The sequence below is a fragment of the Enterococcus sp. OL5 genome (genome assembly GCF_006491895.1).
Taxonomy (GTDB): Bacteria; Bacillota; Bacilli; order Lactobacillales; family Enterococcaceae; genus Enterococcus_D; species Enterococcus_D innesii.
The window spans coordinates 20,011-45,327 of record NZ_VHIL01000012.1 but is presented as its reverse complement, the minus strand read 5'-3'; the positions used below and the strand labels follow the sequence as shown (position 1 = coordinate 45,327).

19 protein-coding genes and 2 pseudogenes are annotated in these 25,317 nt (G+C 36.9%); 2 read left to right on the top strand and 19 right to left on the bottom strand.

The annotated features are described in order from the left end of the window. Nucleotides 1–7: 7 nt before the first annotated feature. Together FJU10_RS13565 and FJU10_RS13555 are read right to left on the bottom strand one after the other, a co-directional pair. Complete coding sequence (locus FJU10_RS13565; RefSeq protein WP_140966166.1) at nt 8–649, bottom strand: hypothetical protein; 642 nt, start codon at nt 647–649, stop codon at nt 8–10. A gap of 1,224 nt (nt 650–1,873) precedes the next feature. Continuing rightward, a complete protein-coding gene (locus FJU10_RS13555; protein ID WP_140966164.1) occupies nt 1,874–2,326 on the bottom strand; it encodes a GNAT family N-acetyltransferase in 453 nt (150 codons plus the stop codon). A 390-nt stretch (nt 2,327–2,716) separates the two neighbouring features. Here FJU10_RS13555 and FJU10_RS13550 point away from each other — a divergent pair, with 390 nt between their 5' ends. Together FJU10_RS13550 and FJU10_RS13545 are read left to right on the top strand one after the other, a co-directional pair. Further along, entirely contained in the window at nt 2,717–3,136 is a 420-nt protein-coding gene (locus tag FJU10_RS13550; RefSeq protein WP_140966163.1) for a MerR family transcriptional regulator, read from the top strand. A 75-nt stretch (nt 3,137–3,211) separates the two neighbouring features. Beyond that, nucleotides 3,212–4,078, top strand: a complete 867-nt coding sequence (locus FJU10_RS13545) for an aldo/keto reductase (protein WP_016612537.1) — start codon at nt 3,212–3,214, stop codon at nt 4,076–4,078. Nucleotides 4,079–5,259: 1,181 nt separating this feature from the next. Here the strand turns inward: FJU10_RS13545 and FJU10_RS13530 are convergent. From FJU10_RS13530 to FJU10_RS13450, 17 genes and pseudogenes are all read right to left on the bottom strand, one after another. After that, nucleotides 5,260–5,511, bottom strand: a complete 252-nt coding sequence (locus tag FJU10_RS13530; protein ID WP_140966159.1) for a hypothetical protein — start codon at nt 5,509–5,511, stop codon at nt 5,260–5,262. Nucleotides 5,512–6,632: 1,121 nt separating this feature from the next. Continuing rightward, complete coding sequence (locus FJU10_RS13525) at nt 6,633–6,839, bottom strand: hypothetical protein (protein WP_077454083.1); 207 nt, start codon at nt 6,837–6,839, stop codon at nt 6,633–6,635. Between the two features lie 140 nt (nt 6,840–6,979). After that, nucleotides 6,980–7,441 (bottom strand): helix-turn-helix domain-containing protein, encoded by a 462-nt coding sequence (locus tag FJU10_RS13520; protein WP_016612557.1) that lies wholly within the window; start codon nt 7,439–7,441, stop codon nt 6,980–6,982. A 309-nt stretch (nt 7,442–7,750) separates the two neighbouring features. Beyond that, on the bottom strand, nt 7,751–10,312 hold the full coding sequence (locus tag FJU10_RS13515) for a cation-translocating P-type ATPase (RefSeq protein WP_140966158.1): 2,562 nt from the start codon (nt 10,310–10,312) through the stop codon (nt 7,751–7,753). A gap of 256 nt (nt 10,313–10,568) precedes the next feature. Continuing rightward, nucleotides 10,569–11,267 carry a B3/4 domain-containing protein gene (locus FJU10_RS13510; protein WP_140966181.1) on the bottom strand — a complete coding sequence of 233 codons (699 nt, stop codon included), beginning with the start codon at nt 11,265–11,267 and terminating at the stop codon, nt 10,569–10,571. A gap of 97 nt (nt 11,268–11,364) precedes the next feature. Beyond that, nucleotides 11,365–11,883, bottom strand: a complete 519-nt coding sequence (locus FJU10_RS13505) for a GNAT family N-acetyltransferase (protein ID WP_223273074.1) — start codon at nt 11,881–11,883, stop codon at nt 11,365–11,367. A 13-nt stretch (nt 11,884–11,896) separates the two neighbouring features. Next, nucleotides 11,897–12,349, bottom strand: a complete 453-nt coding sequence (locus FJU10_RS13500; RefSeq protein ID WP_115232957.1) for a MarR family winged helix-turn-helix transcriptional regulator — start codon at nt 12,347–12,349, stop codon at nt 11,897–11,899. A gap of 731 nt (nt 12,350–13,080) precedes the next feature. After that, nucleotides 13,081–15,335: pseudogene (locus FJU10_RS13495) on the bottom strand (ATP-binding cassette domain-containing protein). Further along, nucleotides 15,328–15,759, bottom strand: a complete 432-nt coding sequence (locus FJU10_RS13490; protein ID WP_087664520.1) for a MarR family winged helix-turn-helix transcriptional regulator — start codon at nt 15,757–15,759, stop codon at nt 15,328–15,330. Before FJU10_RS13490 ends, FJU10_RS13495 begins: the two are co-directional and overlap by 8 nt. A 414-nt stretch (nt 15,760–16,173) precedes the next feature. Further along, the gene (locus FJU10_RS13485; protein WP_035006938.1) at nt 16,174–17,361 is read right to left on the bottom strand and encodes an AI-2E family transporter; all 1,188 of its coding nucleotides are present in this window, start codon (nt 17,359–17,361) and stop codon (nt 16,174–16,176) included. Between the two features lie 439 nt (nt 17,362–17,800). Next, the gene (locus FJU10_RS13480; RefSeq protein WP_140966156.1) at nt 17,801–18,148 is read right to left on the bottom strand and encodes a DUF7006 family protein; all 348 of its coding nucleotides are present in this window, start codon (nt 18,146–18,148) and stop codon (nt 17,801–17,803) included. 378 nt (nt 18,149–18,526) lie between these two features. Next, nucleotides 18,527–19,513 (bottom strand): annotated as a pseudogene (locus tag FJU10_RS13475) (helix-turn-helix domain-containing protein); the annotation flags it as partial. 27 nt (nt 19,514–19,540) lie between these two features. Further along, nucleotides 19,541–19,819: a helix-turn-helix domain-containing protein gene (locus tag FJU10_RS13470; protein WP_140966154.1), complete on the bottom strand. Its 279-nt coding sequence runs from the start codon at nt 19,817–19,819 to the stop codon at nt 19,541–19,543. 37 nt (nt 19,820–19,856) lie between these two features. Further along, nucleotides 19,857–20,867 carry a DUF916 and DUF3324 domain-containing protein gene (locus FJU10_RS13465; RefSeq protein ID WP_077454061.1) on the bottom strand — a complete coding sequence of 337 codons (1,011 nt, stop codon included), beginning with the start codon at nt 20,865–20,867 and terminating at the stop codon, nt 19,857–19,859. A gap of 298 nt (nt 20,868–21,165) precedes the next feature. After that, nucleotides 21,166–23,703 carry a WxL domain-containing protein gene (locus FJU10_RS13460; protein WP_189372330.1) on the bottom strand — a complete coding sequence of 846 codons (2,538 nt, stop codon included), beginning with the start codon at nt 23,701–23,703 and terminating at the stop codon, nt 21,166–21,168. Nucleotides 23,704–23,808: 105 nt separating this feature from the next. Then, nucleotides 23,809–24,543 (bottom strand): WxL domain-containing protein, encoded by a 735-nt coding sequence (locus tag FJU10_RS13455; protein ID WP_140966152.1) that lies wholly within the window; start codon nt 24,541–24,543, stop codon nt 23,809–23,811. Beyond that, nucleotides 24,509–24,847 (bottom strand): hypothetical protein, encoded by a 339-nt coding sequence (locus FJU10_RS13450; RefSeq protein ID WP_140966151.1) that lies wholly within the window; start codon nt 24,845–24,847, stop codon nt 24,509–24,511. The genes FJU10_RS13455 and FJU10_RS13450 overlap by 35 nt, the downstream gene beginning before the upstream one ends. Between the last annotated feature and the right edge of the window lie 470 nt (nt 24,848–25,317).

Here is a 25,317-nt window from a genome sequence, read left to right as displayed (position 1 = left end):
TTAGATACTATTTTTCAGCAGCGGAAGATAGATCAATATGGTACGTATGTGTCAAATCTCCATCTGCTTTAAATTCGATTTCGACCGCTTTGATCGCTGGCAAACTTTGTTCTTGCACCACTTTAAAATGAATAAAGCCATCTTTATGTTTGTCATGGGTCAAAATCTCATCATCTAAGTAGTCCACAAACACTTCCGCTTCTACTTTTTTGCCATCATTCAACACCAAATAGGCTTTGTCAGGTTTGATTTTTTTGTCTTTCGAATCTTCATTAAACAATTGGTATTTCAGTGAAAGCAATGTTTTGTATTCTTTGTCTTTGTCTTTGAATTCTTCTACATTCACGATTTTTACATGATTCACTAAAAAGCGAATGTGATCCCAACCAGAATTTTCATAATTCGTTTCATACCAAACGACGTCTTTGATTTTCGGATCGATTCCCTTAGTTACGATTTCTTCAAAATACCCGTCATCACTCAATTTTTCACTTCCCACAACTACTTCATCTGACGAATCGCTGATCAACGTTTCCGTTCCAGACCCAGAGATCACTTCCCCTGATTCTTCCACTGTTGAGCATGCACCTAGAGTAAACAAAACGCCTACACCTAAAACGAAACCTGCAACTAATGATGATTTCTTCATTGTAAATCCTGTCCTTTCTTTTATTATTTTTATTCCATCTCAGGTATACCATTTAACCCAAAAAAGCGAATACCTAATTTTTTATTTTAAAAACAAAAAAACGCGAAAAATAATTCGCGTTTCGGTGCTATCATGAAGTGCAGATAAGAACAATGACCATTGAAAAGAAAGGACTGAGTTTTTTTGAGAGCGCTTGTGGTCGTCCTAACCGCCGTTTTGTTAGGTATCAGCCCTCTTTCAGCTGACTTTTATCTGGAAAGGACGGACAGACATACTTCTAACGCAATGTTTTCTCGGATAGAAGTTGCCCAAAATGAGTGGGCGACTACTGGATCAAAAAGATTTGTTGGAACGCTGATGCTTCCTGATGCAAAAGACAGCCTGTTGACAGCTGACGGGCATTTTCTGAGAAGACCTTCCAAGCTTGCGACGAATAGGCGAGCAGCAATAGCAGCTTGTAGGGTTCAAAAAACACCCAAAACCGCACGGGGCAGTCATCTGTCTCAGCGCTGTAGCTCTTTAGCCCCTACGACTTTGCGGTTAGAAAAAGCATGTCAGGCACAGGCAATCAAACGTCTTTAGCTCTCATCCGAGTATCTGGTGTCGTACATGACGCCTTCATCCACAGGGTTTCCGCAGTGATGGCACATAGGTAAGTCAAAAACAAATGATCCTCAAAACGTTTATCCTCGGGCGTATCCTAGACAAATCTACTTCCCCATCCTGAATAAAAAAAATAGCCCTACCTACTTTCCACTTACTTGTGCCATCCTCTGCTTGATAAAATGATCAACATTTTTTGATTGAAAACAAAAAATTGCCTATTCTGTTTTGATCATTTTTTGTGATCGATCATTACTTAGCTAGCTAAGCCCCCAAACCCCCAAGCAGCCCCGAAAAACAGTTTCGGAGGCTGCTTGGGGGTTATCTTTTCACTCAAATTGGGAAGTTTTTGGAGGCATTACAAATGAAGCTGACTTGCTTGAGTAGCAGCCTTTCACATTACCAGCATAATCTAAATGATGACGACCTATAAAATGATGAATGATAGACAGTCGTATATAACGACTGCTGAAAACAAAAAGCTTGCGACGATTATCTTGTTTCTAAAATCGTCTTCAATCAACCTAATTTTAGAGCTTCTATGCATACAGCCAAGCAATCCTCAATTCCTTTACACTTATAGGCAGCCAACTTCCCCCAAAAAAAGAATTAAAAAAACAGCTACTTGTTATCAACTTTCTTCATATACAGAATCGGATAAGGGTTTCCTTGTTCGTCTAACTCGCTTCTTTTGTATACCTCAAATCCCATATGCTCATAAAATCCTTTCGCCTGAGGATTCTGTTCATTTACTCCCAGTTCATTTACAGCATAGTTTTCCATCCCGTATGCCAAGAGTTTCTTTCCTAAGCCCTTGCCTCTTTGTTCATTTGCTATAAAAAGCATTTCAAGATTTCGATCCGAGATCCCCATGAAGCCAGCTGGCTCTCCATTTTCACTTTCTACGATAATCAAATGTGGCACATGATGCAATGCCTCTGGAATGTATTGCTTAATGGCTTGGATTTCAGTCTCTGACAAAAAGGTGTGCGTCGCCTTAACAGAACTCTCCCAAACTTCAATTAATTGTTGCTCTAACTTTTGATTCATACTACTTACTTCTTTTATATTCAAGGATAGTCACACTCTCATCAACTTATTTTCGTTTTTCCTAACAAGAACCGATTGTTTCCTTGATCCAAGCTAAGAATTTTCATCATCATCATAACATGAGATGGATTTAATTAAAATCTATGGATAAAAAATGCCTCGCTCAAATAGATAACGAAACAATCAATTCTAAGAGAGTATGACTTGCGTTGAAACACACTAAGAAAGGAGCTTTCAATACTGATGATTTCTCAAATCATTCTGTTGAAATAAAAATGCTTGTAGCTTTTTCTTCCCGAATAGTCGCCATAACGAACAAAATATATTCTTTTAAACAAACGATTTTAAACCACTTGCCCTAGAGTCCACTTCAGGGTTTATGATTACTTATAGAAAAGATAAGGAGAACCAACGATGAATATAAAAAAAGCAGCGGAAATGTTTGATTTGAGCGTAGACACATTGCGCTATTATGAACGAGTCGGTGTGATTCCACCTGTCCAACGCAATGAGAGTGGCTATCGGGTGTACACAACAAATGATTTAAACTGGATCTATTTAGCAAAACATTTACGAAATGCAGGATTGTCCATCGAATCGCTAATTGAATTTGCTCAATTGGCACAAGTACGTGAAAGTCCAAATGTCGAAAAAGCTCAGAAACAGATTTTAGCCGATCAACTCGAAGAATTAGAGAAAAAGTTAGCAGCAATGCAGGAAGTAAGAGACCTACTTATTTATAAGATAGAAACGTATGATGAGCATATCGCAAAATTTAAAGCAGGAAATATGACCCCTGATAAAGTGGAAAAATTATGGGAACGAAAAAAGTAACATCTTTTACTTGCTATGGACTTAACTCCAAGGTTTAGGATAGAACATGAAATGAAAATTAGAGGAGGAAACACTATGCAAACAATCACACTCAATAATGGTGTCACCATGCCGCAACTAGGCTTTGGCGTTTATCAAATTCCTTTGGAAGAAACAGCCGAAGCTGTTTACCAAGCAATCAAAGCTGGGTATCGACTGATCGACACTGCTTCTATTTATGGAAATGAAACAGAAACAGGCGAGGGAATCAAGCGCGCCATCACTGAAGGTCTAGTCACTCGAGAAGAACTTTTTGTTACCTCTAAATTATTTATTCTCCAAGCTTCCGAAGATAAAGCGAAAGAAACGATTGAACATTCGCTTGAAACAATGGGATTAACTTATCTTGATCTCTACCTTATTCACCAACCATATGGAGATATTTATGGTGCTTGGCGCTCAATGGTTGCTGCTCAAAAAACAGGAAAATTACGTGCAATTGGCGTTTCAAATTTCAAATCAGCTAAGATGATCGAGTTTGTCGGCTTGAATGAGGTGAAACCTCAAATCAATCAAATCGAAGTGAACCCTTGGAATCAACGAGCGGAAGATCAGGAATGGCATGAAAAATATGACGTCCAAGTTGAAGCTTGGGCTCCCTTTGCAGAAGGACGCCATGACCTATTTACCAATCCGACATTAGCAGAAATTGGCAAGCAATATGGCAAAACGGTTGGTCAAGTTGTTCTTCGCTGGTTGATGCAAAGAGGGATTGTCGCTTTAGCAAAAACAGTTCGTCCAGAAAGGATGGCTGAAAACATTGCTATTTTTGACTTTGAGCTTTCCCAGGAAGACATTGAAAAAATAGCCGCTTTAGATAAAAAAGAGTCCGCATTCTTTGACCACGATGCCCCCCAACAAGTGGAATGGTTTATGGAGCGGATGCTAGATACTGAAAGCTAATAAGGAAAACAATACAAGTCCGCTCACATTGCAAAAGGAAGCGGACTTGTATTAGTTCTTACTGAATTGTATGTCGTCACTTTTCTTTGTCAGTATGACAATGTTCTTGGAAATAGGGCCAGTGAGTCATCTTTGAACAAGGAGTTGCTTTTCATATTTAGCAGTGGAACCTAAATGATGACCTAAAAAATGACGAAGGACAGACATTCGTAGATAAGAACTGTAGAAAACAACATGCCTAAGACGCTTATCTGGCCTCTCAAATTAGCTTCAGCCAATCAAACTTTAGAAGTTCTACGCACATTTCTACGGTACCATAGATTTATTTTACGCTTATGGCTATCGTCAAGAAATAGTAATCTTTAAATGAACATAACAGCTTCCAACACAGCACAAGGATAGACAACATGTAAGCAAGAGATTCCCCCAATTGTTCCTGCATAAAAAACCCATCTTTTCTATCTATTAATTGAAAATGATAAAAAGACCGATCAACGCAATCCCAAAAGTGATACCATCTAAAAAAAACCATTCTTTTTTACCATAAGACGCCTTGGTAGCAAAAAAACAACTTATTCCATAAAGAATAAATAGGATTCCTACTGCTATAGGAAACGTTAACCACTCTGTCCAGCCATTAATAAATAAAAGAAGAATCAATGGTAGAATATAAGACAATACATACCACTTTTTTAAATAGTGCGGCAACTTCTGGTAATTTGAATACATCTATTTATCCTCACAATTTGTTTGATATTGGTTGTTTGTTTACTTCAATTTTTTCTTATATGAGCAGTAAGTACCTTCGTTATAAAATGAGACATAATAAAGCTTAGGGCGATAATACCAAAAGTAATAGCAAAAGATAAAATCGTGTTCTCCAGTAAATTCGCAAATAAGGGCAGTTTAATATACAAATAACACCCAATTGCCGCAATGATACTCCCTACTGAATAAAAACAAAGCAACTCAGTTACTGTTTTTGAAGAATGAACGTTGCGATCAACTGATGAAAAGTCACCACTTTGAAAAGGTATTGGTGATCCGCTTTGTGATAGATCTGATTTTGTATTCATTACGTTAAAGGAATTACTCGATAGATTATTAGTCAAACGTTGTTTTCTATTCTTTTCGTGATTGTTCATAGCTATTCAGACCTGCTTTCTTTACAAAAGTATTCATCACATACGTAATTTATTTTTAAAATAACAATAAACCAAATAACCACTCGAGCATACTAACAAAGGAAGTCCGACATAGAGCATACCAGTTCCTAATGGATAATTAATAGCAAGATCAAGTTGGATATTCTTAAGCTCTTCTTGGCTTATTGTGTCAAAATCTTGAATAGGAATCAAAATCGTTTGTAAAAAAAAGCCAACGACCGTGATAAAAAGACTGAAACAAAAAACGCCGAGTGCAAATTTTTTCATAAGAGACCTCTTTTCAGCATACACTTTATTGCTTTATCATCTTATTATACATATCAATCATTAAAAAAAGAAGCTTAAAATATTTTTACACATCACACTTGCAACAATTAACAAGGAAACCATCCTATAGAAGTCATTCCTTAGCTGGATAAAGGAGTCTCCTCACTAATAATCCTTCCATCAAACAACATAGGAAGTGTTTAATTTCCTTCATTCGACTTACTTGAAATCTGCCTCTATGAAGACTAGAAACACGTATCCAAATCACCGCTATCCACCGTATTTAGAGTATCGATGTGCTTTTTTAAGACAGTGCCGAAATGGTAGACCTTTTCTCCGAAAAAATCAGAGGAGATGCTAACAAAAATACCGCTAGCAGCAAACGAATCATCGTCCTTACCAACGGCATTTTATTAAAGACTTCTGTCCTGGATTCTCTAAAAAATCCACTTCATATTTTTAGTCAGGCACTGTTTTTATTGTAAAAAGAACTTTCTTTTCTTTAACGTAGTAAAGGTGCATTGCCATTCTTTTCTAACACATGTTTTGTGGCCCGTAGTAGAAAGACTCAGTACTTTTTAAACGGTTCTTTGTCTCGTAAATGAATATTCTCATGATTGTCTTCGATCATTTCAATCACTCTTGGTTCATTCGTAGCGTACGCTTACTTCAACAGAATTCATCATATATTCTAATACACTATCACTGATTTTTCGTAACAGCCGGATTCTCAAAGAATGATTTGTAGATGAAAAAAGCATTCAGAAAACAATGGGTCTCTGAATGCTTCATTCATCAATATAATAATCTAATGGATAACATAGTTAAAACTGAAATCAAGGTAAATCCATATTCGTTTTTCATAAAATCATCATCCATTCATAACTTAAAAAATAGTCATTCTTAGTAAGTGTTTATTTTCAAGAAAATTCATTCTCTTTACTTAGTAAGATAGAAAAAGACAACAACCATTATGACAACAAGTACCCAAAAATACCATTTTTCAGAGTTTTTTTTCTTCATATCTATTCTCCCTTTCTATTCATCTCAATTTTGAAAGAAACATAATAAGCAAAATATCGCCTTCTTGAAGGGCAATCGCTATCTGACTCCCTATCCGATTAATTCTCGGTTAACTCATCCCTAAATTTCAGGAATAGGTCTTTCGCTTGTCCTGTACTCATGTTTGTCAGGACTTTAATTTTCTTGACCATGCCAATATCATTTTCGTTTTTTGAAAGCATTTGTCGTGCCATTTCTTCTTTGATCTCTGCTTCTTCTTCCTTCGTTAAATTTCTGACTTCTTTCTTTTTACCAAATAACCCCATCCTGTTCTCCCCTTCTTATAAAATTTATGCGCTTTTCACACTAGCCAGACTGAGCATTCTTTTTATCTAAAATGCGTTTTTCTGTCCATGACTTGATTCCTATACTCTAATCTACCATTCTGTCGAAACCGAGGAAATGGTTAGTTCTCTTTTTTATTTTTAGGGAAGATATAAAAATAAAACACGGAGCCAATGATGATCGCTGGCGGCACCGAGATGCTCAATAATTTTAAAGCAGTGTTTAAAAGCACACCAAATTTTTCTTGAATAGAAAGATTCATAATCCTGCTGAAGTCTTGATTGAACGAAGTAACGATCATCGTGACAAAAAAGAGCAAGCAAAAACTAATCACCCCATACTTGATACTTACTTTTAAATTCTCATTGTCTTTCTTAGTTTCTTCCAAAAGTAATGTTTCTAATGAGATATCCAATTCTTCGGCTATTTTGATCATATTTTTTTTGCTAGGGTAGGTAGCACCTAACTCCCATTTTGAGATTGTCTTGTCACTTACTTCTAATAATTCTGCTAGCATACTTTGCGTTAGCTTGTTTTTTTCTCTATATTCTTTCAGCTTCATTGCTAATATCGTTTCTTTCATATTGACCACTCCTCATCGATTTCTACCTTTCATTTTGACATAAAACCTACCATTTAACAGGAATTCTTGAAAAAGAGAGTAGAATAGAGGGGATTTTTAGCTACTTCTGGTGATTTACCTGAAATATACTACCGAATCCTTCCTTACAACAATAGTTGTTGTGCATTCTGATATCTTCTAAATAATATCAAACCAGAAATCATAAGCATCTGTAAATAATTAAAGGAGACGCAAAAACTTCCCAGTTTTTGCCCTCCCTCATTTCTCAAGAAAATATGTTAATAGAAGATTCTCTTCCTATCATTCACATTAAAACAAGCCAAAGTATTTTTTCACTTCAATATACACTAAAGGAAAAATGGATAAGCCGATTACCCATAGCCAGTCAACTGCACGAAGAGAGACAAAGCCAAAAATGGTTTGCGTGAATGGAATCGTTACTAACAAGATAATGATCAATGCACCTATGAAGGTTGTCATTACTAACAACGGATTGCTCAAAAAACGCAGCTTCAGGATAGATTCTTTACTTCTACAATTAAACATATGCACAATAGTTGATAACCCCAATACAATAAATGTCATTGTCTGAGAAACCTCTATCGATTCTAGACGTCCAATTAGAATCGCGCCTAATGTGACGCCTGTAAAAACAATTGAAATTTCTACAATTTTTACCAATAATCCTTGCGCAAAAATGCTCGTGTATTTAGTGATAGGGGCTTCCTCCATTGCTTTTTTATCGACTGGTTCAATACTTAGACTCATTCCTGGGATTCCATCTGCAACTACTTTTATGATTAACAATTGAACCGCTGTAACAGGTGCTCCCCACCCAACGAGCAAGGAAATTAAAACGATCGTCAGTGCAGAAATGTTGCAACCTAGCATCGCATATAATGATTTTCTGATATTGCTGTATACCCGTCGTCCTTCTTCAACCGCCTGAACAATCGTCGCAAAATTATCGTCTACTAAAACCATATCAGAAGCTTCCTTTGCTACTTCTGTGCCACCTCCCATTGCGATCCCTACATCAGCTGCTTTTAATGCAGGTGCATCATTGACACCATCGCCAGTCATAGCGACAATCTCATCATTTTTTTGAAATGCTTTTACGATTCGAATTTTATCTTCTGGGGAAGTACGGGCAAAGACTCGATAGTCATCAATCACATGGGCTAATTTTTCATCGCTCATTTCATGTAAATCCGCTCCGGTCATTGCTTTTTTCCCATCGGTGAGAATTCCTACATCCTCTGCGATTTTCTTTGCTGTCAGTAAGTGATCACCTGTGATCATTACGGTTTGAATCCCTGCTTGTTTTGCAATAGAAACAGACGTATAGCTTTCGGGTCGAGCCGGGTCGATAATCCCGACAAATCCTGCAAACTCTAGCTGACTTTCAAGAATTTCTTCAGTAAGACGTGTAGGTTTTTCATCGTATCTTTTATAAGCAACACCCAAAACACGGTATGCTTGATTGGCCAACTCATCATGCTTGTTCACGTAGGTGGGGTTGTTCGCATCAATGAGATCCAAGCGATCAAAAGCCCCTTTTGTGACAGAAACATACTGGTTGTTTACTTTATATAAGACAGTCATTCTTTTTCGTTTTGAATCAAAAGGAACTTCATGAATCTGTTCAAAGGTTGAATCGACTTTACCTAGTTCCTCTTTAGTGAAGAGCGATGCCAGTTTTTTTCTGATCGCCAACTCTGTTGGATTACTAGTTACTGTTGTATTTTCTTCCATCGAACTAGCAAGATATAAGAGAAATAAGAGATTTTTTTCCTTCTCTTCTGTTATTTCTAAGCAGGAAGTCAGTCTATCCTTCATCATCATAACTTCTTTCACGATCATCTTATTTTCGGTAATTGTTCCAGTTTTATCTGAGCAGATAATTGAAATACCTCCAACGGTTTCTACTGTTGAAGGAGTCCTAACGATGGTTTTCTTCAGTGCCATATTCCTCATCCCAACAGCTAGAGAGATTGTTACTACGACTGGCAAAACCTCTGGAATAGCAGCAACAGCCATTGATATTGCGGTCATGATACTGGTCTCTAAAGACAATTCTTTGCTGATTCCTATAGCAATCGCTAGAAAGCCAGAGAGAATAGCGATTAGTCCTAGAACTTTCCCAAGTTTTTGCATTTTTACTTGTAGAGGTGCTATGGTTGTTTCTTCCTTGCTTAATAAGCTCGATATTTTACCAATTTCCGTATTCATTCCTGTCTTTTCAACTCGAACGTTTGCTTTTCCTGTGACTACTAATGAGCCAGAAAAAACCAAGTCTTTTCTGTCTCCTAAAGAATCTTCTTTAGAAGAAATATAGGTGGGATCTTTTTCACTTGGTTCACTTTCACCAGTTAGAAACGATTCATCAACAAAGAAATTACTACTAGTTAAAAGTTTAGCATCTGCTGGAATACGGTCCCCTAATGCCAACTGAACAATATCACCAGGAACAATGTTCAAACTTTCAATCTCTTTTAACGCCCCATCTCTGAATACTTTACTTACGGGAACACTTATCTTATTTAATTCACTCATTGATTTTTCCGCATTTTTTTGCTGTCGAATCGACAAATATAGATTAAGAATGACAATTGAAAAGATGACTATTGGTTCCGTAAAATCATCAGGGTGGTTTTGAAATGCAACGTAACTAGATAAGAGCGTTGCAACGATTAAAATCAAGATGGTAATATCCTTCATCGACTCTTTCAAATAGTCATAAAAGTGCTTCTCATCTTTGCTTTCTATGGAATTAAACCCATATTTTTCTAGCTTCATTTCTGCTTCTTTACTGGAAAGTCCCGACTGGTTAGGGCTCTTTCCGTATTCTTTCAATTGTTCTTTTAACATCTGCCTATACCTCCTAAAACAAAAAAGAAGTCAGACAAACTAACCATAAAAGCCTAAGGTTAGTTTTTCTGACTTCAATAAGATTTATTCCGGCGAACAAATCTAATGTCATTATTTAAATTCCACCTAATTATTGCACATCCGAATATTTGGGTCAAGATTTTCACGATGACCGATCAATCAAAATGAGAGAATGGTATGCAAAATCGAGAAAAAGTACGTGTACATCCTGATCCTATAGACAAGAAGCTCGCCCTTACAAAATGATTTCAGGACTTTCTTTACTTAGCACATAATCATTACCTGCTACTTTAAAATACTCTCGAACCAACTGACTTAACTCTTTGATTGCTTCATTCGCCCGAGCCCGTTGCGTTTCATTGATCGATTCAATGAATAAAACAGCATGGGTGGTCTCTTCTGTTAGCATCGTACGTTGGGCTTCCCGCCAATTTAAGCATCGACAGATTGCACCTTTCTCATCATAGTAAATGACTTCCTTTTCCAAGGCTGGGGTATCAGTATCTGCACCTAAGGGAAAGAAAGATTCGCCACCTTTTGCAACGCCTAAATGAAGGTCGCCAACGATTGTATCGAGGTCTTCTCCGCCTAAAGGGACACCATATTTCAAGGAAATACTATTATAAATATCTACTAAAGGATTGATGGGAGAAAATTCTCTGTCTTGATTCACCCGTTTCAACAGTGCTTCGATGGAAGAGCGTACCCCTTTTTTCGTTTTAAATTGCTGAAAAGCACTTCGCCATTCTTGGATCACTTGGTTTTCACTGAAGGTGTCGGTCGTTAAGTAGCGCTTTGCTTGTTCTTTACTACTTTTTAGCAAGTCAGTAAAAAACGTTTCGTGTGCAGCATCGGCAACATTGTTTATATTTTTTACAACAAGGCAGTTGACTTGTGCTTCTGGAAATAGTGCCCAAAATTCTTGATCGATCATTATTTTCTTCACTTTCTCTACACTCCTATTTAGTTTATTTGAACAAATTCATGTCCTTTATTTTTCAGGCTCTCTGTTTTTTCAGCAGCCAGCCGAGCTATATCCTTTTTAACAAAATATCAGCTACCTGTGCTTCTTTTCCCATGTAGAATGAATGTTGCCCTACTTTGTGAAAGCCCATGTGCTCGTAAAAAGAACGTGCGTTGAAGTTCTTTTCCCACACACCTAACCATATGTATGATTTGTTCCATTTTTTTCCTATAGATTCAGCTAACTGGATGAGGTATTTTCCATATCCGCTTCTTTGGAATTTCGATCGAATGTAAATCCGCTCAACTTCCATAGCGTTCTCTTTCATGCTTTCTGTTTGAGCATTGCCCACGTTTAGCTTTAAATAGCCAATGATTTCTTCCGATTTTTCTATCAAATAAAAATGGCTTTCATCCTCAGTGATCTCTTCCCTTAACTTTTCTGTTGTATAGCTTGAATTGATGTAGTCCATCAAATTTTCTTCTTTATTTTGATCTTTAAATGTATCCGTAAACGTTTCAATACTTACCTGTTTCAGAATATCAATGTCACGTTCTGTGCATTCAACCAAGTGTAAGCTCTCCATCTGCCTTCTCCCTTCAATAGTCTCTTTTGATCCCATTCTTGACGTTGACCCAATCAACTTCTACCGAAGATTTTATTTTTGCCAGCATTTCCGCAAGATTTTTTCTTTCTAAAGCAGATAACTGTTGAATCGCTACTTTATTTGAATAGTTATTTTCTCTTATGATTAATTGAACCGCTTGTTTCCCTTTGGCGGTTGTGTATAAGTGTTTGATTTTTTTATTTTCTTTGTCTGACTCTTTTAGAATAAACCCATTTTCCTCTAACTTTTTTACCGCCCGGGACAAAGTCGTGCGATCAACTTTGATCAGTTCGGCTAATCGTTCAGGAATAATTCCTTCATTTTCAAATATACGAACTAAGTAAATGTATTGTCCTTTACTGAGTTGAACCTCTTTAAATTCAATATTAGCAATTGATTCCAACATTCTACTGATTGATCCTATCTCACGAAGTATATCCTCCACGAACTATCCCCTCCCTATCTAGCACTATAATAGCCCATTATTGTTGCATATGCAACAATAATGGGCTTGATTTACTTTATTACTCACTCTTAGAAAATGGGTCTATTGAATAAGCTTGTCTCAAAAAATCAGGAGAATACCGAGAAAAACTTCTCTGTACTCTCCTTTTACAAACATTCCAGGTGGGAATACTATCCGAATTTCTCCTAATTTCAAATTCAAATTCATGAAGATGATTGCTTAGTACAGTAGTGAATGAATCAACTTCGTTTTCATTTACTTTCCCCGAATCGTATAATTTCTTTCTTTTTGCTTGCTAAGTTTTTATTTAACCTTGTCTAACGCAGATTGATTGGTTACATCCAATTCGTTGTTTAAAAATCACTAAAATTCACATTAGATTTACGACATAAGTTTATGACGCTCTCTCGAGCTTATTTCAATGAGAGTTTACCAACGTATCAAAAACTATTAAGTTTCTGACTCTTTCTAAGAATTGTCCTAATATTCATGAACCTAAATTTTAAATGAACAATGATTTATTTACGAGTTTATGAACACAAAAATACAGTGATACATATAAATTATAGTATCTAAAAAGAGTGTCCAGAAATTCGTCACTTTCTTAACACTCTTTGTCGAAAAATTAAGAAGATCAAAAGCTATTAAATTTCTTCCCCTCATATAGCTGTTAAAAAAATCATGAACTAAAATTCTTATAAACACCTTTTTTAATTGTTGTTTTTTGTATATCTTTTCAGATGTTTTGCTGTGTATGAATCTTCTAACGTTAATAAGTCTATTGGGTACCCTTGAAACAATACTTTACCTCCAAAGTTCCCCCCGCCAGGTCCCATTTCGATAAGCCATTGAGCCTGACTAATTATTTTGAGATTGTGCTCTAGAACAATCAATGTATTTCCTTTTTGTAAAAGTTTATTCAACAATAATAACAGCTTGTCAATATCCGCCTCATGAAGGCCGGTAGATGGTTCATCTAATATTAGACAATTAGAAGTATCTTGAGCAATTATTTTTGCTATCTTTAAACGCTGAAGTTCTCCACCAGAAAATGTATCTAGCGACTGCCCCAACTTCATATACTCTAGATGAACATCCATGAGAATTTGCATCGTTCTGATCAATAAGCGATCATCAAACAAATCTACTGCTTTTCGAACTGATAATTGTAAAATATCGTAAATAGTGAAACCATGCCATAAAATAGATAAGGCTTCATCGTTATATCTTTTTCCTCGGCATTTCTCACAAACTTGCTCTGCATCCCCCATAAAAGCCAAATCCATTTTTATCACTCCTTTGCCTTTGCACAGAGGACATGCTCCTTTACCGTTATAGCTGAAAAGAGAGGCACTTTTACCAGAACATTGCGCGTAGATGCTCCGAATTTTATCAAAGACATTTAGATACGTGAGAACATTTGAGCGAATGTTGCCATTTATCTGACTCTGGTCTAATATACTTGCTTCAGGATATTTTTTTTTTAAAAGATAGCGAATGAGTGTGCTCTTCCCAGAACCAGCGACTCCGGTTACAACCGTTAATGCTTGTTTTGGCAACACCACAGAAGCGTTTACAACATTGTGCAAACTAACCTCATTTAATTCGTAATAGGAAGAAAATTGTTGTCTTTGTGTATTAACGTTCAACTGATCTGCCAACGCTCTTCCAGTGATGGTGTTCGACTTCAGTAGTTCATCATAGGTTCCTTCAAAGGTGATTTTTCCACCGCTATCCCCGGATCCTGGACCGATCTCAATGATATGGTCTGCAATTTGTATAATATCCGGATCATGGTCAACAAGAACAACAGTATTTCCTTTATCTTTTAACCCCCTAATTATCTTTGCTATTTTTTGAATATCTTCTGGATGGAGTCCAATACTAGGCTCATCAAAAATGTATAGAATATCACTAAGTGCACTGTTAAGATGTTTAACCATTTTTATTCTTTGAGATTCTCCACCAGATAATGTTGCTGTTGGACGGTTAAGAAACAAATAGCCTAAGCCAACCTCCTCCAAACTCTGTAGTTTCTTACTTAAATCTTTCAAAATCACCTGAACAACAGAAGAATGAATCTCTTTAATAAATTTGTTTAGTTCAGGAATAGGCATCCTCACACAGTCTGCGATCGATTTTCCATTTATCTTTGCAGAGCGAACGAGTTTACTTACTCTAGTGCCTTGACAATTGGGACATTCTTTCACTTGCAGAATGTGATTTAATGTTGCACTATATTGCGTGCTTTCTTTTTCGATAAAATTTTTGGTAATTCTGGGAATGATCCCTTCATAACGTGCAGTTTTTGGCCATTTATTCGTAGGATTACTTGGAGTGCTGCCGAGATCATTTAGTAAACGGTCCAATTCTTCTGCTAGGTAATCTTTAATTTTTTTATTGTTATCGAAATTACCAGATTCTGTATACCTAGACAGGCGCCATCCTCCCGGTTGAAAAGTAGGAAATTGAATAGCTCCCTCTGATAAAGATTTGTCAAAATCGATTAATTTATCGACATCAATCTCTTTGACCTCACCTAATCCCTTACAAACTTCACACATGCCCTTGGGATTATTAAACGAATAATTCATAGAATATCCAATAAAAGGGGTTGCAACCTCGAGAATAGCAGCCTTAAACTTGAATATATATCTGTTACAGTTCCAACTGTGGAACGTGCATTTCCTCCTAGTTTCTTCTGATTAATCACAATAGATACTGGTAGATTTTCTATTTTATCAACGATCGGTTGAGAATAGTGAGGTAGTAGCTGTTGGATATAACTCGAATAGGTCTCGTTTAGTAATCGTTGGGATTCAGCTGCTAAGGTATCAAATACCAAAGAAGATTTTCCCGAGCCTGAAACACCTGTTACGACAGTTACTTGATACTTAGAAAGTTTCAGAGAAAGATTTTTTAAATTGTTTGTTTTAGCTCCTTCGATAGAAATGAGATCATTCATCATACCTCAGCCTTTCTGTTTTAAGCGCTTCTAAATATTTCTTTGCTAGTTCAGCGAACTGCTCTTTTTCCTTCCGATTAAAAACTGCATTTGCGATTTCAGATAAGTGTGTATGTCCATTATCAATAGTTGTTAATAAATGACTTCCCTCTTTTGTCAAAAAAGTGAGTAGTTCTCGACCATCTGTATCATTGGGTTTCTGTTGAATATAATTCATTAATTTTAGCTCTTTTAACGCCTTTGAAAGTTTTGTCCTACTAATTCCTAGCAAAACACTCATTTTTGACGGGCGCATCTCAGTTTCAGAATTTAGAATATTTAAAATATCATATTGAAGCCAACTAATTGTTTTAGGATTTAGTCTGGTTCTTTCCGCCACCAATTCACATTGTAAGTTTACTAATACCTCTTCTAAATTATTCATGGAAAACTTCCCCTCAAATTGATTTCTATTTGGAAAATATATCATTTGGGAAATCAGATGTCAAATAGGTAGTCTATCCATCTGGCGTTTATCATTGTTGTGCGTTGATTCCTGCTTAGCCAAGCAGCCTCTTTCGTAGAAAAATGACAAGTTATTGAAATGGCTAAAAAGGAGTCACGATCCAATGAATTTCTGACACTGGAAAACTTAATTATCGGAAATTCATCGGCCCAAACTAAAAATAGAGTACTCAGAAAATAGATATTTCCAAGCACTCTATGTATTAAAAATCTTTCTTTCACTATCAAAGCAAATGATTTAACTCAAATGATCAATTTGGACCGCACCTTTTATGACGATCAATTTGAGCAGGACATGCGTACTTGAATTCATTTGTTCAACAGGTTTCCCTCGTTAACCATGGCTGCTTTTCTTAGTGTATGATTCTAAACTAAATTCAGTTTCTTCATAGGGAACATCTTCCGCATGTATGCGATTGTATCGCTGCTTAAATTTTCGAAACCCAAACACCACTAACACTTTCACGATTGCATAAAGTGGTATACCGAAAATCAACCCAAACATGCCGAAAAGTTCACCCATTATCCATAGCACAAAAATAATTGTTACTGGATGGATCACCATATGTTTTCCCATGACCTGAGGTTCGATCAGCTCCCCATTTAATAATTGAACAACGATCCAGACAATGCACAACTGAATGAACATCGTAGGAGACGTCATGATTGCAATGATTGCACAAGGGAAAAAGGCTACAACCGGTCCGATATAAGGAACGATAGCTGTTGCGCCAACAAGAAATGCTAAGCTTCCAGAAAAAGGCATGTCGATAATTAAGAAGCCAATAAAAGTCAATGTTCCTATGATCACACAAACGACTAGTTGGCCCTTTAGATAGGCGCCCACCTGATTTTCCATCGTCCGAATGATTTCTTTGACTTCATGACGTAATCTAGGGGGGAAGATACCTAAAGAATACTCTACAAATTGACGGTCATTTTTCAATAAAAAGAACGTGATGATCGGCACTGTCAATAACAACAATAGGACATGGGTAATCGTTGAAAACACTTGTGAAGCACCGAAAATAATATTGCCCAGATATACGCCCACATTATTAGAAACTTGATTTATCCAATTCGCCAGAACCTCGAGTCCCTCATGATATGCTTGTTCATATCTAGTATTTTGTATAAAAGTTTCTATTACTCGTTCAGCTTCGATCAAATAATTTGGGAAGTTTTCGATCAATCGTTCAAATTGTTGGATAAGTAACGGCAGTGCGAGGGCAGTTGACAAGATGAAGGCAGCAGTAAGTGTGCATAATGTAATAATAATACTCAGTACTTTTGAAAGTCCTAGCCCTACCAAAAACTTTACAACTGGTTTAAGTACAAAATATAAAACGAGCGTCATAGTTAACGGAGGAAGAACCACCTGAAATACTTTAACTACTGGCTCAATCAAAAAGGTAAGATTTTTGAACAACAATAGTGTTGCGCCACCTATAAACAGGACCGCTAAGATGTATAAGAGTGTAGCCCCACCCAACATTTGTATCACTTTATGTTTCTTTTTCATTTCTTCTCCCCGTTCTTTCATTATCTAAATCAATCTTCTTTTCTTGTAAAGATTAGCTCACCCCAAATGGACCTTTTCATTCACTAATCTCCCCCACTTGAGGATTCGATGCGATTTGAAATGAAGACAACTTTTATTTAATAATCTTACCATAATTAGTCATAAAAATACCTCTAAGCTATATCTCTAGCCTGGAGGTGTTTTGATCGCATTCTTGCGTCCGGTCAAAAACTCCAACTCGAAAGGGTTGTTATACCCTACTGTTATAGATATAGCTCCATTCAGTCTCTTTGTAATTACTAAAATGGAATTGCGCTTCCCTAATTTCATTCTTCTCTTTGTAACAGTGGCTAACACGAATCGCATACGTAGTTAAATTGTTTCGAAAATTGAAATAATTTCTGGAAGTCTTACAACACTAATTAACTTCTTTCAACAATCAAGAAATATTGAATATCATCGAGTTCTTTGTTTTCATACTTAAATCATACCCGCATAGTTCCTTAAAATAGGTTCGATAATCATTTTCAGTGATTCGAATGATTTCAGCACTGGTAAATTCGTGAATTTTACATAACTCCACTAAAAGATTCAGCTTTGCATCCAGCCCAAGTATTTCTGGAAAATCTTGCCAGAATGATGTTTTCGAAATATTGTCAGTCAGTTCTACCAGTCTGACGAACTGTTGATTAATATACTCTTGAAGTTCAATTTCATCAGCGCAAGAATCACCCAATTCTTGCCAAAAATAGTCCGTATACTCTTTTTTTGTCGTGAATAGAAGCATATTTATTTTCCTTTCTAAACGATTAACATGGTATATTCGGTGCAGCCAAACCACTTATTATATTTTATTCTTTTCATTGCCGTCATTCTTGTCTATTCCCTATTCGTTACTCGTATCATTCAAAATCATCTGTCTAAACCGAGCATCAGGATCTTACATAAACTACTCAGGTAGCTATCATGTACGTATAGGCATATACAACTACAAAGAAACCTAGGAAAGATTAGTCACACATCATTTGTGAATGACTAAATGAGAGTTCATCTTCAAGGATCGATTGAAAAAAAAGTCCAATATCAGTCACTTTAGAAATTCGTGGCAAATAAACAAGTTTCGTCTTTGTGTGTACCTGATATTCAAAAGGGATGATATTCGTTATTAGTAAGTGCCCTTTAAACCCTTTGATTTTTTTTCTAAGTCAGTGTCTTCATATACAATCGTTAATCTACGATAGAAAAATCTCTCCAAAAGAACTGCTACAGTTTCATCTATTAATGATCCGTTCGAAAGAATAACAAGAATCTCATGCGTGAGACCAATTTTTTTGTTTAGATACAAATAAACAATCAACGACGCACAAAAATCAGAAACCCACGCACCCGTAAAATAATTTGATTCTTTCAAACTGTTCAAATAATTTTTTAAGTAGTCGAATAAATCTGAATCTAGCGATTGAGCAAATTTATTCGTAACACAATCATTCTTAATATAAATAGGGTCTAGTAATACTTTTGCATATTGTCGTGATAAAAAATCATACACTTCATGAATATCGCAATTAATGCCTAGGTACAAAAAACGTTCTCTCAAAATCTCATATAATCCATCGGCAACATTGGCTGCTGTTTGGGATAGATTAGTCAATGGTACGTTGGTTTTGCCACGAAAGTCACAATGCGCGTAAACCATTATACAAATAAAAAACGCTTCATCTTCAAGTTTGTCATAAGGCACCCTCTTAAATCGGCTCATTTGACAAAGGGTTGCTAGTATTTCTTTATATAAATAACTATTTGTTAAAAATTCCCGCACATGAACGGGAAAAGACAGCTCTCCTTCTCCCATCCTTTGGTAAGTAAGATGAATAATTTTTTTCACTTTTTTCAAAGAAATATCGGGAAATAACTGACCAATTTTGTTAGACAACTCAGATGAATCGTCAAATTCGAAATACGTGGACTCACAGAAAAGATCCCAGTAAAATTTTCGAATCATCACTTCTTCTCCTCTGATCGATAATGGAGAAGTATTCAGTTCAATATGGTACTCTGCCAGTTCGTCACGCAATGTAGTGAGCATCCGATTAAGGGTTGATAGAGAAAAATTCAGTTCTGCCCCCCACTCTGGTAACGTCATTTTTTTTCTTAGAAAAAAATGACGTTACCATTCTAATCAGTGGCTCTTGATCAAAAAATAGTTTTTTTTAGCATAATAGCATTCGTAACCATGGATGGTCATTCGCATTCCCGACAAAGATCCGTTTAAGTCGATCGCATCTCCAAACAAATATCTCAAATCATTAAGATCAGCTTGAATCGTTCGCTTACTTAAATTTGTTTTTTGAGAGATTTCGCTTAAGGTCAAATCTGAATTAACTTCAAGTAACATAAGCAACTGTAACGATCGTTTACTATGTGCATTAAGTATTAGTTTTGTTGCTAGAGAATCCACTTATTTTGGCCTCCTATCACTATGCAATCTTCTGAGGTTACTTTCTTTTCCTTATAAGAATCACTAAGAGTAATAGTATAACAAGAAAAATCGAGACTAATAACCAGTAATTAGTTTGGCTAGGAATAGTTATATCTTGTCGATTAAATGTCTTAGATGTCTGATCATCTACCACAAATGATCTCGTCCACTCCCATTCCAGTTCTCCAGAATTTGCTTGTAGATGAAGAACATAAGTACCTGGAACAAATGACTCCCCATTCAAAGAAATTGGAAAGGCAAAATTGGAGTGCGGCGCCATTTGCATTCCCGATGCCTCTGTGGAATAGAGGCGTTCTGTTTGATCTTCATTATAAATTGAGGCAATAACCTCTAACTGATTAACAAACGTCCCCGATTGATTCTGGATCTGAGCACTGAACACATTTCTAAAGTTTAATTGATCCGCATAGACAGCTAAGAGATCTAGCTCGGGAGAAAGTTGCTCCCGCTTATTCGATACAACGAGGCCCATAACATAAGACAGTGTGTTCTCAATAGCCATTGATTCTTCTGACAAATGCTCACTATCTTTGATTTCTTCCACGCGAATTCCTGCTGCTAGAACACCTTCAAATGGTTTATCTTCTGGTAAGGTCAATAAGAGATCTACTTGTTTCGTCTCCCCTTCACTAAGAGTAATCTTGCCATCTCCTTGAATATAATCAGCCAAAAAAAATGGTAGGGTGTCATCTGGGACATCGGCGTCACTACCATATTCCACTACACCACTCACATTTGTAAAAGCTGTATGTACGGATATTGATAAGTTGATCTCTTCATCAGACATATTTCGTAACTCCAAAGATAACGTCTGGCTTTCTCCAGGCTCAAGATTCAGATCAAAATAGCCTACCTCAGAATTCACTTGATTTTCACTCAGAATCGGTCTAACTGAAAAACCAGCAGATTGATCAGCAAAAGCAACTGGGCCAAAAAACAGGGTCAATATAAAAATTACCACTATGTACATCATAGTTTTCTTACTGTCAAATAGTATTTTATTCATAACGATCTTCCTCTCTATATTCCACGGGGATTGCCTTCATTTCTTTTGTTACTACCATTAGTGCCTAATTCCTACCCAGCATAGCAAAATTCATGAATCATATACGCTCGATTTGTGCATGCGACGATGACCAAACTGACCATCATGATTACTAATGAGGAGCAGTACCGCCAGATTCCTCTTGCTTGTAATCCTCGCAAATGGCCAAACAGAAAAATAGCCTAACAACCAAAATGATTTCCTATTAGATGTTAGGCTGTTTGAACATCTGATGAAGTACGCATCCAGTTGATTTCTATCATTGAATGACATTATCAGGGGCCGATTGAAGAATCCACTCCAAGGTGGTTTCATATGTTCCAGTTTGACGTTCCTGTTCGGACTCTAAGTGCAGTACAACACTCTCAGCCGCTTGGTCTGTTGTACCAAAGGCAAATAACCACGTTTCTAATCCCGATCCTGCTTGTGCCTGAGCGACAGTAGATGAAACACCCGGAAGGAGCGAGAGTTGTTCTGAATGGGTAGGCTGATTTTCTTGACCGGACGCTGCTATTGCTTGAATATGATGAAACTGCAAAGAAGCGCCAGCTAAAACATGCCCTGTTTCGCTATTCTTAAACTGTTCTCGTTGTTTCACAGATAAGCGCCACCCATCACTTTGATTTCTTCCACGTCTATCAGAAACTTGCACAAAATTTGCACGTGTTTCATTTGCTGTTGTTCTTAATGGTTCGGCGTATAGTGTTTCCGGTGCAAAATACGATATTTCTTGATCCCCAAACTGAATCGTAGGAACAAAATCAATGCTTAAAAATCCTTGATTTTCTGGCAGTTCTGGCATCACCTCTGGATGCAATTCTTCTTGAGGATTCTCTGGATCTTTAGGTGAGACTTGTAACGGCCTTATTGTTACTGGAACGGTGTAATCCATTTGAGCGTATTGCCCAGAGGATAACTTTTCTTGCACTCGAACAACCATGGATGAATCTCTTGGCTGATTCGTATCAGGCATTTCAATGATCTCCGCTATGGAAACGTACCCTTCAGCAATGTCAAAATCAAAAAAACTTTCTGCTACTACCAATAACTCCTCTTCAGAAATATATTGCCAAACCTCATTGTTCAGCAACGGCTTCAACTGATTGATCACTAACGGTCTTAGGTTAGTTGCTGTCACTTCATAAAATGCACTATTTTTATGATTCGTGTGATCTGTGCCTACATTTTCTTCTGCTTCATCTTGCATAAGTACATTCCATTCTAGATTAGAGAAGCCAGCTAAGGCGCCATCAAATTCCTCTCCTGATGAAAACAAGTGCGTCGCGCTGACGATATCACCAACCGATAACTGCAGACGTCCATTTTCTCCCACCGCATTTTCAAAATCTTGTTGTGCTTCGGCAGGTGTTTGCTGAGTAGACAACGTAAAGTCAAAAAAATGTTGGCCTTGGTTTACAAGAATAGTGGCGGAGCCTGAGTATGCATGAAGTGAAGCAAACTCTTGATTTGACAACTGTTGGATCATTGGTGTAGTTGGATTTGTCCCACCGCGTCCTGGCGATAGGGACAGTTCGGGGCCCGATTCTCCAACGTGATGTGTAAAAGCGGCTATTGTTCGCCACTCCTCGAAGTTATTCGCCCATGTTCCACGTAAACGTATTGTGTTGCCCCAACGAACGGAAATGGGAATGCGGACAGATAACGTATGCACCGTTCGATATGTAATGGTCACATCTTTAAATCGATCACCTATATAAAGATAGGAGGATGAATCAATGTAAGTAACATCGTACTCCCCTGAAGACAACAAGACACCATCTGCCGTTACCGTATGAATCGCACTGCCTAAATCAATGTCTTGGGTTCCCTCTCCCAGAAGGATTGTCTGGGGCCTTACTTGTGCTTCAAGATCAATTGTTTCTTCCCAAACATATACGCCAGGATTCGCACCATTATATCCAGACATAAATGCAGTTGAACTAGCAAATGAAACAAAATTAGTTGAACTAGCCAAACTATCTTGAAGTACCCAACGCCCCGTATAGGTTTCCGTTGCCGGTATATTGGATAACCAGGTACCGTTAATTCTTGTTCCGGTACCTAAAGTGAGTTGCTCGAAAGATGTCGCTCTAAACATGTTAATAACCTGGATACTGCGATGCCATGAACTTATATCTAGTTTTTTTAAATTGGACATTTCAGCAAACATTGTGGTAGTACTGGTAACATTGGACATATCCCATTGACTCAAATCTAATTCGGTTATACTACTTGCTCCTTGAAACATTGAGTTCATATTTGTTACATTAGCAGTATCAAACTTTTCAATGCCTTGTATACTTTTCAATTGAGTTAATCCACTGAACAAGTTTACAGCATCACTACCTAGGGCGACTCGATCTTCAAGAACTATCTGTTCAACATTAGTATAGGTTTTCCAAGGCGCTAGTCCGGTCATCCCCACCTCTCCTCCCATGAGAATCATTGTTGACGATACCAAATCATAGGTCCATGAAACTGAACCCCATACGCCAGTGATCAACTGACCTTCGGAAGAACGGTTTTCAGATGAAGTCACATTCTCTTCTTGCTTGCTTTCTGAAGTGTCCCTACCACTATCACTGGGAGAAACCGCGTCATCTCTTGCCACTTTATCGCTTGATTGTATTTCATCTTCCTCATTATGATCACTACTTTCCTCAACACTATCTTCCATGAAAGAATCGCTAGTTTCCTCATAGACTTCGTTTATAGATACTGTTTGAGCAAAAGTTAGCAATGGGGATGAATGACTGATTAAAGAAAATATCGCTATTAAAACTATGAATTTCTTCATTTTCTTCTCCTCATATTTCAACGAAATAATCTTCTTACAAATATTGTTGATCTCATTCATATAAAAGAGACCAACAATATTCTACCAATACGTTTTTCATTGTTCTTAAATAACAGGGGCCAGCGAAGAAGGGACATTGCTTAGACTCCAATTCAATTCACTTGTGAATTGGCCATTTGCTCGTTCCCCTGGAATTTCTAAAACAATATTCGGATTTACCTCGCCATTTAACGTTCCCCAGGTAATCGAATTCCATCCACGTCCATTAAGCACTTCTGCACTCATAAGAATTTGGCTGCCATGTTCCGCCGAAATAGTGACAGGATTTGAGTGAATAACAACCTCGGAATCCCAAGCTTGAGAAAGTCTTGGGTTACTAAACGTAATGGATGCACCATTCAATTGCACATTATTATCATTGATAAATGGTGTTACTTGTTCAACTCTCAATGTCCATCCTGTTGATACATCACGAGTATCACGAATTTGAGCAAAATGTGGACGCAAAACTTCTTCCCCAGAATCGTCATTCACTTCAAAGGATTCTGCCTGGGCCTCAAATTTTAATAAACCTGTTGAGTTAACATTGTCGTGGATCCCAAAATTTAAAGTGGGCACGTAGGTTATGGAAAATTCCCCGGTTTGTACTGGGGGAATGATAATTCCAGGACCTGGATCCGGATCTGGATCTGGATCAACCGTATCAACATCATCAATTATCGAAAGAGTTACTTCTCCTTCTGTTTCTGCATTTCTTGTTAATTGTTCGGCTGAAGCTGTAACAACATTTCCAAACAATAGGCTGCTAAGTAATCCGATTGCTAAATACTTCTTTTTCACTTCTTTTTCCTTCTTTCCTTTTCTTTAATAGGACAAACACGATCAACAAAATGCCTCCTAAAAAGACATTATGTGTTTCTCTTATAGCCATTAGCTGGGGAAACCTTCCTGGCTTCTTATATGAGGAGATTTCTTGAATGTCTGCTTGATCTCCTTTTGGTGGTTCCGGCTGTATTTCGTCTTGAATGATATTTTGAAAGGTAATCGAACTATTCGATTGAACCGTTTGAGCAGAAACAGTTGGGACAAAAATCCACAATGCTAATAAACAAAACCAAATACATTTCCTCTTTAATAATTGCACATATAATCACCTCCTTTTGAACTTGTGTAAATAGTATCGAGTGCTTTAAAATTCTACGTTTTAACGTATTTCTGGTGGTTTTGAATCAGGTTTTCCTGTAGGTATATACACACCAGTTAAGCCAATTATTCCCTCTCTATCAACTTTTCAAATTTCTTATAAAAACAACTGATATGTCTCATAATTCTTCGTATTTGAGAGGACAATAAAAAAAGACATCCGATACCATCGAATGTCTTGGAAAAGTTGTTAGATTAGGATTTCTGAAAAAGAGGATACATAACAGACAATCGTTCTAAAAAACGAAGGTTTTTGATACTTTATCTGTAAGTTCGTATGCATACTTATTTCTTACATGACTAAGCTTACATGGAATTTCAATTGATTTGAAATCATTATTTTCATAGACGGATGAAATAACTAAAAATTAAGAGAAAATTTCTATAACATAATTTTTTCATTACAATTTA

What these genes read in the sequence shown, in the direction of transcription:
- FJU10_RS13565 (WP_140966166.1), bottom strand. Translation starts at nt 649, where the DNA reads ATGAAGAAATCATCATTAGTTGCAGGTTTCGTTTTAGGTGTAGGCGTT.
- FJU10_RS13550 (WP_140966163.1), top strand. Translation starts at nt 2,717, where the DNA reads ATGAATATAAAAAAAGCAGCGGAAATGTTTGATTTGAGCGTAGACACA.
- FJU10_RS13545 (WP_016612537.1), top strand. Translation starts at nt 3,212, where the DNA reads ATGCAAACAATCACACTCAATAATGGTGTCACCATGCCGCAACTAGGC.
- FJU10_RS13530 (WP_140966159.1), bottom strand. Translation starts at nt 5,511, where the DNA reads ATGAAAAAATTTGCACTCGGCGTTTTTTGTTTCAGTCTTTTTATCACG.
- FJU10_RS13525 (WP_077454083.1), bottom strand. Translation starts at nt 6,839, where the DNA reads ATGGGGTTATTTGGTAAAAAGAAAGAAGTCAGAAATTTAACGAAGGAA.
- FJU10_RS13520 (WP_016612557.1), bottom strand. Translation starts at nt 7,441, where the DNA reads ATGAAAGAAACGATATTAGCAATGAAGCTGAAAGAATATAGAGAAAAA.
- FJU10_RS13515 (WP_140966158.1), bottom strand. Translation starts at nt 10,312, where the DNA reads ATGTTAAAAGAACAATTGAAAGAATACGGAAAGAGCCCTAACCAGTCG.
- FJU10_RS13510 (WP_140966181.1), bottom strand. Translation starts at nt 11,267, where the DNA reads ATGATCGATCAAGAATTTTGGGCACTATTTCCAGAAGCACAAGTCAAC.
- FJU10_RS13505 (WP_223273074.1), bottom strand. Translation starts at nt 11,883, where the DNA reads ATGGAGAGCTTACACTTGGTTGAATGCACAGAACGTGACATTGATATT.
- FJU10_RS13490 (WP_087664520.1), bottom strand. Translation starts at nt 15,759, where the DNA reads ATGAATAATTTAGAAGAGGTATTAGTAAACTTACAATGTGAATTGGTG.
- FJU10_RS13485 (WP_035006938.1), bottom strand. Translation starts at nt 17,361, where the DNA reads ATGAAAAAGAAACATAAAGTGATACAAATGTTGGGTGGGGCTACACTC.
- FJU10_RS13480 (WP_140966156.1), bottom strand. Translation starts at nt 18,148, where the DNA reads ATGCTTCTATTCACGACAAAAAAAGAGTATACGGACTATTTTTGGCAA.
- FJU10_RS13465 (WP_077454061.1), bottom strand. Translation starts at nt 20,867, where the DNA reads ATGAATAAAATACTATTTGACAGTAAGAAAACTATGATGTACATAGTG.
- FJU10_RS13460 (WP_189372330.1), bottom strand. Translation starts at nt 23,703, where the DNA reads ATGAAGAAATTCATAGTTTTAATAGCGATATTTTCTTTAATCAGTCAT.